The following is a 9,418-nucleotide window of genomic DNA, read 5'->3' on the forward strand; positions in this document are numbered from 1 at the left end:
CGAAACCGCCGGCGTGGTGTCGCAGATATTGAGGGGCCGCTGAAGCGGGTTCATGAACGCGTACGTGAGAGCGACCTGCCGCTGTATCAAAAGAACGGCTGCGGATCGTTTCTCGTCTTCCTCTTTGATCGGCGGATCGAGCCGCGCCAGATCACGACAGAGACGCTACGGGACTATTACGAATATCGTCTCGAGAGCTCCTGTAAAGGTGAGGCAAAATCCCGCCGTCATGTGAAGGAAATGGCAACGCTCGTGACGACCTTGGCCGCGCGCCAAGACTTCGCGGATTGCGGGTTTGTCGCGGTATCGCATCCCTTTATGGACGCCCGTGACCGGTATGGCGTATCCGATGGTGCCCTCGTTTCGCTCTTGCAGGAGTTCGACGATCGGGTTGCCCCATGGGCCCTGGGTCAAATGTCGAACCAAGGTGAGCTGCTGAGTGTCTTTCTTGAGAGACTTGATGCCCACGCCGGCGCGGCCGTGACTGGGAAGAAGGCCCTTCTGCGCAGGAATGGAAGGCATCGAACGCCGCAGGAAAAGTCTGAGCACAATGAGACACTGCTTCGGCAGGGATACCTGCCAGCGGATAGGCGCTGGTCACAAGCCACGCTGAGAACGCGGCGCGGATACGTGGTCGCTGCGGCTAAGGCATTGATGTCGGACAGCGGCTATCTGATTGAGAGCATCCACGAGTTGACGGACCCTGAGGTCGTTGGCGGCATCGCGGATGCCCTCAGCGATGCGAACGCTGGAAACCCGTTTCATAGCGACTACGTTGCGTCGGTGTTGAAAGCGATCCGCAAAATTGCGGTCGGTTATTGCACGCGGCCTGCCGAGGAAATTCGCGAACTCGCTGAACTCATCCAAGAGTTTGAGACCGGGCACAAGGGCGTCGCCGCGCGGAACAAGGCAAAGCTTCAAGCATTTACCAAAGCCCGCATCCTGAGATTTCTCGGAACATCCGACGAAATCATCTCGGACGTGAATGGCCGGGCGGAGGTAGCAAAGCAGCGGCTTCGCAAGGCGGGACACAGCACCCTAAACTTGGCAGATGTTTACGACGCGGAGATGATCAGGGACGTGATGGCAGCCGTTGCGCACGACATCCTGATTGCACGCGCGCCAAGGACGGAAAACGTCGTCGGAATTCGGCTCGACTGGATCCGCTGGACAGGAGCATGCGCGCGGATCGTCGTCCCCGCAGCTGAGGTGAAGATGCGCTCTGCCGAGGATCGGGACCTGGTGATCCCGCTCACTGAGACGGCGAGTAAGCGGATGGGCCTGTTCGTTGATCGGCTGCGTCCGCTTGCGCTTCAGGCGGGAGATGCTCGCAATCCGTACCTGTTTCCCGCTCAGCGCTATTCAGGGAACAACGAGAGCGGAAGGTACGGTGGCTTGTTGCAGCGGCTAAGCCGGCGGGTCTCAAGGGTAACGGGAGTGCCGATCAATCCTCATCTCTATCGCCATCTCATCGGCTGGATCTGGCTGAAAGACAATCCCGACAAGCTTCCAGCGGTCCAGAAGTTACTGGGCCACAAATGGTTGCAGACGACGCTCGATTACTACGCGGAGATCGATGAAGATCTCGCACTTGATCAATGGCAGGAATACATCAATGAAACAAGGCGGTCGGGGGAGTGGGGACGACGACGTGCGTGAACTCTTGGGCTGTGGCGAATTGGCAGAGACTCCGGGCAGCGCGGCGCGCGCCGCGCTGAAGGCATTTCTGGCGTTTCGCGAGGATGGCGCGCGCGTACCAACAAGGATGGAAGCCAGAGCATACCTCGAGGCTCTGGTGGCCGGAAAGGGCAGGGCGACCGCATATGCGGAGTTCGCTTGGCTCCAGATCGCCGCGGCTCATGCTTGGGGTGCTTCCGACACATCCTTTTTTGCGACGGTTTTGAGGCAGTTTCGGGTGGGTGAAAAGGGTGTGCGCCTCTCGCAATGGGATCGTGCCGAGGTCGCCATAGCGGCATTGCCGGAGGAGTGGAGGTCGCAATTCAGCGGCGTGCTTGTGCATTCGCGTGACCACCGCCGGCGGCGGCGTGGGGCCGTCACTTGGAGTGCAAGCCATATAACGGCGGTCTCTCGCGCACTTGCACGATGGCATCGCCATTGTGTGCTGGCTGGACATGACTTGGAGCCGTCAGGCCAAGGATTTCAGAAATTTGCGGAGGTTCTTGTCGCCGAGGAGGTTTCGGCAAGGTCGATCCACAGCTACTTGCAGCGGGTCTACTCGGGATATTCCACTGTGATTGCTCCTGGCTTTCAGGCACCGGGGTGCGCCTTCATGATCAGAGAGTATCGGATTGCTGCGGCCAGTACGGTTGCTGTGACCAAGACAGGCCGGATTGCCGCGAGGGACCTCTATGCTCTGGGCTTCGAACTGACGGAGGAAGCCCGAGCTGCGTCGGTTCGGGGTCTGTGCGCCGCGCTGACGTTTCGCGATGGGGTGATGATCGCGCTGGCTGTCGCGCTCCCGCAGCGAGCTCGGGCGCTGTCAGCTTTTGAACTGGATGCAACCATCAAACTTGATGAGTTTCCATCGATCTCGATCAATCTCCCAGGGGCGGTCCTCAAACTGCCCGAGGCTCAAAAGCGACGGGAGAGCTACACGAAGACGATCCAGAACCCGGACCTGTGGGAGGCGCTCTCTGAGTACCTGTCTGAATACCGGCCGATCTTTGATGACGGCCGTGCGCTCTTCCCGTCGAAGATCGCGCCGGGACAGGGCCTCTCTGAGGCGCAAATCGGACGTCATATCGGAGATGTCACCCTTCGCAGGTTCGGGGTGCGGATTTCGGTTCATCGCTTCCGCGACAGCGTTGCAACTGAAGCTGCGGAAGAGATGGAGAGAGGAGGTGTACTGACGTCAGCTCTCCTCGGACACCGTGATCTGCGGACGACGCAGCGCCACTACGACCATTCGGAAGGGGTGCGGATCGCGCGCGAGTTTGCGGATCTGGCCGCGGCCATGAAGGGCACGAACGTCGATCTTGTCTTGTGATCCGGTGGCTCGCGCTTCTCCGCAAGCTGCTCTATTTTCCGGTAATTCCGAATGTGGTTGAGAAGGGTAGATGATCACCCGCACGGGGTGATGGGATACCCTTTTCAACTTATTCCACACTCCGCTGCACCTACCTTTGGTCGCTGTTTCCTGAGCCGAGGAGTTATAACTATTGTATGGGAGTGATACTCTGGCTGAAAAAGTGCGGTGGAGTTGCCATGTCTTTCTCTCCAGGAGACTAAGTGGGCGATCGAGTTTGACATCATATGGTTCAAGAATCTTATTCGGTAAATGAAGTGGTGGAGGATGATCACTATGCCTCCCGAAATGCTGCGCACTGGTAGCGTCTTTCTTTCGATATACAGGTGGATCCGGTATCCTGGCCACCACCTCATGGTAGAGAATCCCAAGAACGCCAGCGACGAGATCGAGGAGGTCTTGGACCGAACGTTCGAGCCTATGAAACACGACCTCCGCGACCGCTCGCCGGCACACTACCAGGCTGTTCTCAGACCTAACAATTGGCGAGATGAACCAGAGGAGAGATAGGGAACGAAGGGTTCTCGATGACTTGGCTCGCCTTTACGGTCGTCACGGCCTTGCGGTGCGCAAGCATAACATCAGGACTTTGATTGAACAGCCGCAGGTAAGGACTGCTTTCCGCCGCTGCTTCGGGCAGAATTTCAGTTCCCGAGGTGGGCGGGCGGCAGCACTCTCACCAAGATGGCGAAGGTCTCTGTAGCCGAGTAGTTGGCGAGGCCCGAAAGCTGGTCCTCAAGGTTCCTCAACCGATCCGTCATTCCTTCAATTCGCGTCGTCATGCGGCGCTGCTCGGCGGCGATTTGCCCTTCAGTCATCTGGATTTGTTGCTGGTCTTGGATATTACGTGAACGCAAATGCTCGATGCTCATCTGCTTCCATCGAACATAGGTTTCGGTTTCATAATTTAAGATCTGGTGCCTGTCTGAGAAGGCGACCCGCGCTTCTTCCCGCGATTCTGCAAGCCGAAGACGCTCTTCCTGGATAATCTCCCGCTCCAGCTCTTTTACAAACTTCTGAGCTTCGCGGAAGGGCGAAATCGTCCTTTGTATCTGGCGGTTAGTAGTCGGGGTGCAGTCTCCGCTTAGCAGGGCTCGGATGATCTTGGCGGTGCCGACATGGGTCACCCCATCATCGGAGATCACGAGGCTGCGCGTCCGTACCCAGTCGGGAAAAAGGATGGAAATCCACCGGCGGTCTGAAAGGCGTCCTATTCGCACGGCTGGAGCATCGTTGTCGCGCGCTTTGAGCTTTTTTTCTTTCAGCAATGAGGGCCGACAGGCGCTACGAACGAGTAGTAGTGTTTTCCCGGCCAGATCTGTAGTCAGGCTTTCGTCAGACAGGTGGACGCCAACTGGGATCGGCGAAAACATCCCGGCTTTCGAAGAAATATATGCCTGAGAAACCAAGTCATCGTGTAATTCGTCTCCGGTCGAAAAGAAGCGCGCCCGTTTTCCGAGGCGATCCTTTGGCAGGAGAACATCCTTTCTTGGTGACTTCCCAAGTTGATCCCGGCGCCAGCGGAAAACTTCAGACTCGTGTGTCGTCATCGCGCCGAGAGTGTAGGGGCAATTCTCTAACTGTGGCGGCAAAGACAGTGTTGCGACGGGCTCGCCATCGTTTGCTTTGGGAAAGCCGCCTTTCAGGGCGCCACTGATATGCAACAGGCGCAACCAATCCTTTCCGACACATTCCGATGCGAGAATGTTGTCGACGATCTTTCTTATCTCATCAGGATTATCGGGCTGAAGCGAAGTGATGCTGTCTCCAGATTGATTTAGGCCGAAGGAAAGTTCGTTTTTCAGCTCGGAGGCAGCCTGTCTGAAGTTAGCTTTACCGGCTGCAGCCTCGGTGATGATCCTGTCAATACGTTGGGACAAGGCTTCGTCGAGGTAAGGTAGCGGGTGTTCGAATACGTTGAGGAGGTCGAGGGCCTCGAGAACTCTCTCATCAGCCGAGCCGGCGACAACCATTCGCCAAATGCCGATCGTGCCAACGGTCCTGTCTTTCATATATGCGCTGAGCCCGCCGGAACGCAGGCGGTCAAGGCGGCCGATGAGCTGATCGATACGCGAGGCCTGCCATGGCAGGTTGTAGAAGATCATGTCGACGGCGAAGTTATGCAGGTTGAGGCCTGCTTCAACAAACTCCTCCATGATCAGGACCGTGGCTTGGCTCTGAACGGCACCCACGACATCCACCAGATCTGTGTTGTGGCGGCCACGCATGGTTGCAATGCCGTCGTCAGAGAGGTGCGGAAACATTTCTGACAGACGCCGTTCCAGCATGTCCACGGTGGGCGTGTCACCGGCGACGACGATAATGCGCCGCTTTGGATCTTTGTGCCAGTAGCCGAGCAGCACGTCGCACAGGTCGTCGAACAGCGCGTTTCCGGGGCTGCGCGACAGGATGCTTTCCACCTCGTCACGCAGCTCCGGATGCACCGAGAAGGTTCGGTGGTGCAGCACGGCGCGCAGGCTTGGTCCAGCCCGGAACATCTGACGGCACTGGGACCAGGGCGCTGACTCTATCTCGGTGTTCCGGCCGTCGCGGCAGGCCGCATTTTGCAGCATAATCTTCGGCATCTCGGCATCAGAGGGCGCGGTTCGGACCGTGTACACTTTTCGTGTCGGCGCAATGCCTGGCCACTGGCTCCTGGTCTGACGGAGGATACGGCGATCCGCTGCGAAGGCTGCCCTGTAGGCCGCGGCGGAGAGCGTGCCGTCCGTCACGCGCGCCTGTGCCGCAGCAGCCTCTTCGGCAAGGAATTCGAGGGGCTCGCGCCCGAGAAGATTGGCTATTGCGGAGCGTTCTGGTTCGATCGCACCAATGACAGCCCGCGCCCATGCAGGATTGCCCAGCCGTGGCGTTGCTGTCAGCAGCAGGACGTGTCTGAACCGTGGAGAGTCGCCGCGCTCACGGCACATGCTGGAAAGGAAAGCTGCATCCTCGAGATTCATGGCGTGGATTTCGTCCACGATGAGCATGTCATAGTCTTCCGGCGAGGGGCGTGCCGGTTGCCTGCGAACCATGTCAGCCTTGATCAGGTGGACATAGCCTTCCCCATCGGGATGCTCCTGTTCTTCATCTGCGTCTGTCAGGATGCGGGCCAATATGTGTCCACGCGCCGAAAGCTCGACCTGCCACTGATAGCAGATGCGTTCGGGCGCAACGATTGCGACCCGCAAAGACGGGTCACGCCTGCGCAGGATATTGAGGATCATCAAGGCCTGCACCGTTTTGCCCATGCCAACTTCATCAGCGAGTAAGTGACGGATTTCCGTGTCGGCAAGGATGCGGCGAAGGTTTGCGATCTGATGGGGGTACGGGTCGGCTGCGACGCCGAGGGCTCCACCCATCTCCCAAGATTCCGCTGCGACGAGGCGTTCGAGCGCATGAAAACCGGATTGGGTGAGGTGAAAGGTATTCATGAAAGGCCAACATTTGTCGTCGCACGATAGCGCAGGGCAACATACCGGACGGCACGTGCGGTAAAACGGTCCGCGCCGAAGCGAAGCAGTCTGCCTCGCCATTCAGGATCATCCATCACCCGTTCCGGGGCGAGGAAAAGTGACAGCAAGGCGCGCAGGTCGGCGGGCGTGATCCAGCGTCCACTTCGGGACTGAAGATCGACATGGCTGGACACGAGGGCGGCAATCAGGTCGTCTTGGTGACTGGATTCGTATGACAGACGTTCGAGGGTTTGCGCGCGCTGCGAGGGCAGCACAAGTGCGGACAGCTCGGGCAGGCGGGCCGCCTCACGGGCGCGCGCCACGGTTCTCTGCCAACCACCATCAGCGTTGCCAGCATCGAATTCGAGCTCAGCAGAGCCTTTGGACATAGCTTTCTCAGAAAGATGCTCCCACGCATCGAGAACGGCATCGTCCATTTCCGGCCACATCTCTCCGCCGGGAATGACGATTAGATCTGGTGCGGGTAATATTCGGCGGAAGCAGTCCTCAAGATAGCCGGAGAGTGCGTACTTCTGATCGTCATTCAGCGGCGAGAAGGCTGTGGTGTCACAGACAAGGCCGACCTTCATGGCTTCGGTGACCAGCCGTCGGTGAAAGCCCGTCCCAAGTCCGCGACAGGCCTTTTCCGTCTTCATCCAGAGATCGCCGCAGAGTGCGGCGACAAGCCGATCCTCAAGCTTTCGGCGAACGCTGGAGCGGAGGCCTTCACCCATTACGGTTCCAGCCGAGGCGAGGCTCCAGCTGAGATAAGCTTCAATGCCTTCAGTTAGGCCGCGTGCATCTCCTTGAGTGTCCGCTATACGATGAATTTGTTCTGCTGCGGCGTGGGGGATACTGTCAAGTGCCGCGCCAGCTTCAGGTTCTACCATAATGCAACTGCGTAAGGCCCCATCACCTCTACCTGTGGGACGGAGGAGTACATATCCCGAAGACAGTGCGACAGACGACTTTTCGGTCGGCACAAACGCCGCGCACGAGGTCAAGGGATCGCAGAACAGTGACGCCAGCGCCCCTTGCCCTTCGGCGGTCCATTCTCCGCTTCGACGATCGTATTTCCACTCTGGCTCCGGAGCTGCCAGTGCCCAGGATTGGGTGTCCAGCCCGTTTGCGCAGACCTGCAGACGAGCGTGCATGCCGCCCCCGGTCCAAAGACGGGCTGCGGACCGGATATCGGCAAATTCCGGGCTGTCGAATGCGATCCTCAGTGGCGAACTCGGCGCGCGGATTCGCGCGGCGCTGGTCTGGCCGTCACTGGAACTCAACGTGATGTCGAGGTCCACATCATGCAGAGTGATCGGGGTCGACAGATGCAGCGCGCCGGCGCCGCGCGCAATTTCTGCGAGGCCGACTTCATCTGGCTGGAGGGACAGGCGTACGGGGGCAGGCGGTTCAATGTCACGAAAAACGAGGTCGATCGGCGCAACCTTAGAGGTGTCGAGCGGCGACAGTGTCCAGATCCCCTCGGTCATCGGCAACTGGTGCCATCGGCCGTCGGGAAGACGGAACTCGATGCTTTCCGACTGGTCGAGGCGCTCTGCAGAGATTGTAACCGGTGTCCTCGGACGCGCGCTAACCGGCCGTCCCGAAGCCTGAGACACGGTGGCACCATCATGGCGAAGGGTCAGGCCACCGAGGAAGTCGACGAAGGGTTCCGCTTCGACATGGATCCCATGCTGGGACAAGACGGTATCCCCCTCCGGCGTTCCGCTTGTAAAATGGTAGAGTCCGTCTCCCCACTCATCAGGGTTCAGCCCTTCCAGTTTCAACACATAAAAGGAAACTCCCGGAGTCACTTTATCAGTAGGTCGGAGTTGCGTCTGATAGCCGTCGTCGCCCTCGTCTCGAAAGAGCAGCCCCGCCGCGGGAATGATGACAGCTTCCAGCCAGGCGGGGGCGTTGATCAGGCTGACCATCGGGCGAGGGACTGCTCCGATCGGACGTCCTACAAAGACTGCATCGCCACATAGGAAACGCTCGAGCGTCGTGGATCGCGCACCGACGGTAACCGTCAAATTCGACAGCGGGGCATCGACTTCTGCCCTAACGGCCTCGAGTTCGGCGGGGGTGAGGCTCGGGCCTCTCACCGCCAAGCCTATGGCTTCGGCATCATCAAGTAGAAGCTCATAAGTCGCCCTCGGAAGACTCTCCACCCCCTGATGCTGCGCAAGTCGTCTTGCCTTGATGACACGTTCGAGGCGCCGGACCTCACTTTCGGAGCGCAAGTCCAAGGTGAGCCGCTGGAGGAAACTGGGTTCTATGCCCAAGTCGCCTGTCCGTCCTGAGACGAGATGGCCGATGACCGCCAGCGCAAGGTCGTCATCCTGCAGCCAAGACTCCAGCCTTCGCGAACCGAAACCCCGGGCGAGTTCCCGCAGGCTCGGTAGCGTGGCGCGGGTTACACTGAGATTGCGAGTCTGGCTTAGGAACTCTCTGACGAGACGTGCCAAGGGGCCATGGATCTCGCGAGGGACCATGGCATTGCGGATGGGCCATGCAATATGTGGAAAGGCTGAAGACCATCCATCGTCGAGAGGTCTCGCGGTCCCAAACTGTCTGGCGCAATCCCGGAACAGGTCAGAGATTCCGCTTCGTTGTGGAATTGGAATATCGACCTTGAGTGCTGACTCAACCAATGGCCAAAAGTCAGTCCCTGTCCCCCTATATTCATAGCCGACTTCGGTCACGATTACGGAAAGCGATAGGACGAAGTCCTGCCATGCCCGCTTGGCAAATTGGTACAAACCAGCTCTATGGCTGACAAGGTATAGCAATTGCTCGATTTCGTCGCGAGCGAGCCCATGTTCGATCAGGTAGATGGATCCGCCATCCCGTTGCCGGGAAAGGTCAGAAAAAGTCTGCGCCAGCAGATTTTCACTTGCAAACAACTCATTCATCTTTT

Annotated in this window: 4 protein-coding genes; 2 read left to right on the top strand and 2 right to left on the bottom strand. The window is 58.6% G+C overall.

All coding sequences use genetic code 11. The features are described 5' to 3' along the window. Both LC039_RS22270 and LC039_RS22275 read left to right on the top strand, forming a co-directional pair. A partial coding sequence (locus tag LC039_RS22270; protein WP_226628369.1) for a tyrosine-type recombinase/integrase occupies positions 1 to 1,659 on the top strand: 1,659 nt, incomplete at its 5' end. Then, positions 1,652 to 3,007, top strand: a complete 1,356-nt coding sequence (locus LC039_RS22275; RefSeq protein ID WP_226628370.1) for a site-specific integrase — start codon at positions 1,652 to 1,654, stop codon at positions 3,005 to 3,007. The genes LC039_RS22270 and LC039_RS22275, both read left to right, overlap by 8 nt. A gap of 683 nt (positions 3,008 to 3,690) precedes the next feature. Here the strand turns inward: LC039_RS22275 and LC039_RS22280 are convergent. Together LC039_RS22280 and LC039_RS22285 are read right to left on the bottom strand one after the other, a co-directional pair. Continuing rightward, a complete protein-coding gene (locus tag LC039_RS22280) occupies positions 3,691 to 6,477 on the bottom strand; it encodes an SNF2-related protein (RefSeq protein WP_226628371.1) in 2,787 nt (928 codons plus the stop codon). Then, positions 6,474 to 9,413: a hypothetical protein gene (locus LC039_RS22285; protein ID WP_226628372.1), complete on the bottom strand. Its 2,940-nt coding sequence runs from the start codon at positions 9,411 to 9,413 to the stop codon at positions 6,474 to 6,476. The genes LC039_RS22280 and LC039_RS22285 overlap by 4 nt, the downstream gene beginning before the upstream one ends. Positions 9,414 to 9,418: the final 5 nt, after the last annotated feature.

Origin of the sequence: Alloyangia pacifica (assembly GCF_020524285.1) — a bacterium.
GTDB lineage: Bacteria > Pseudomonadota > Alphaproteobacteria > Rhodobacterales > Rhodobacteraceae > Salipiger > Salipiger pacificus_B.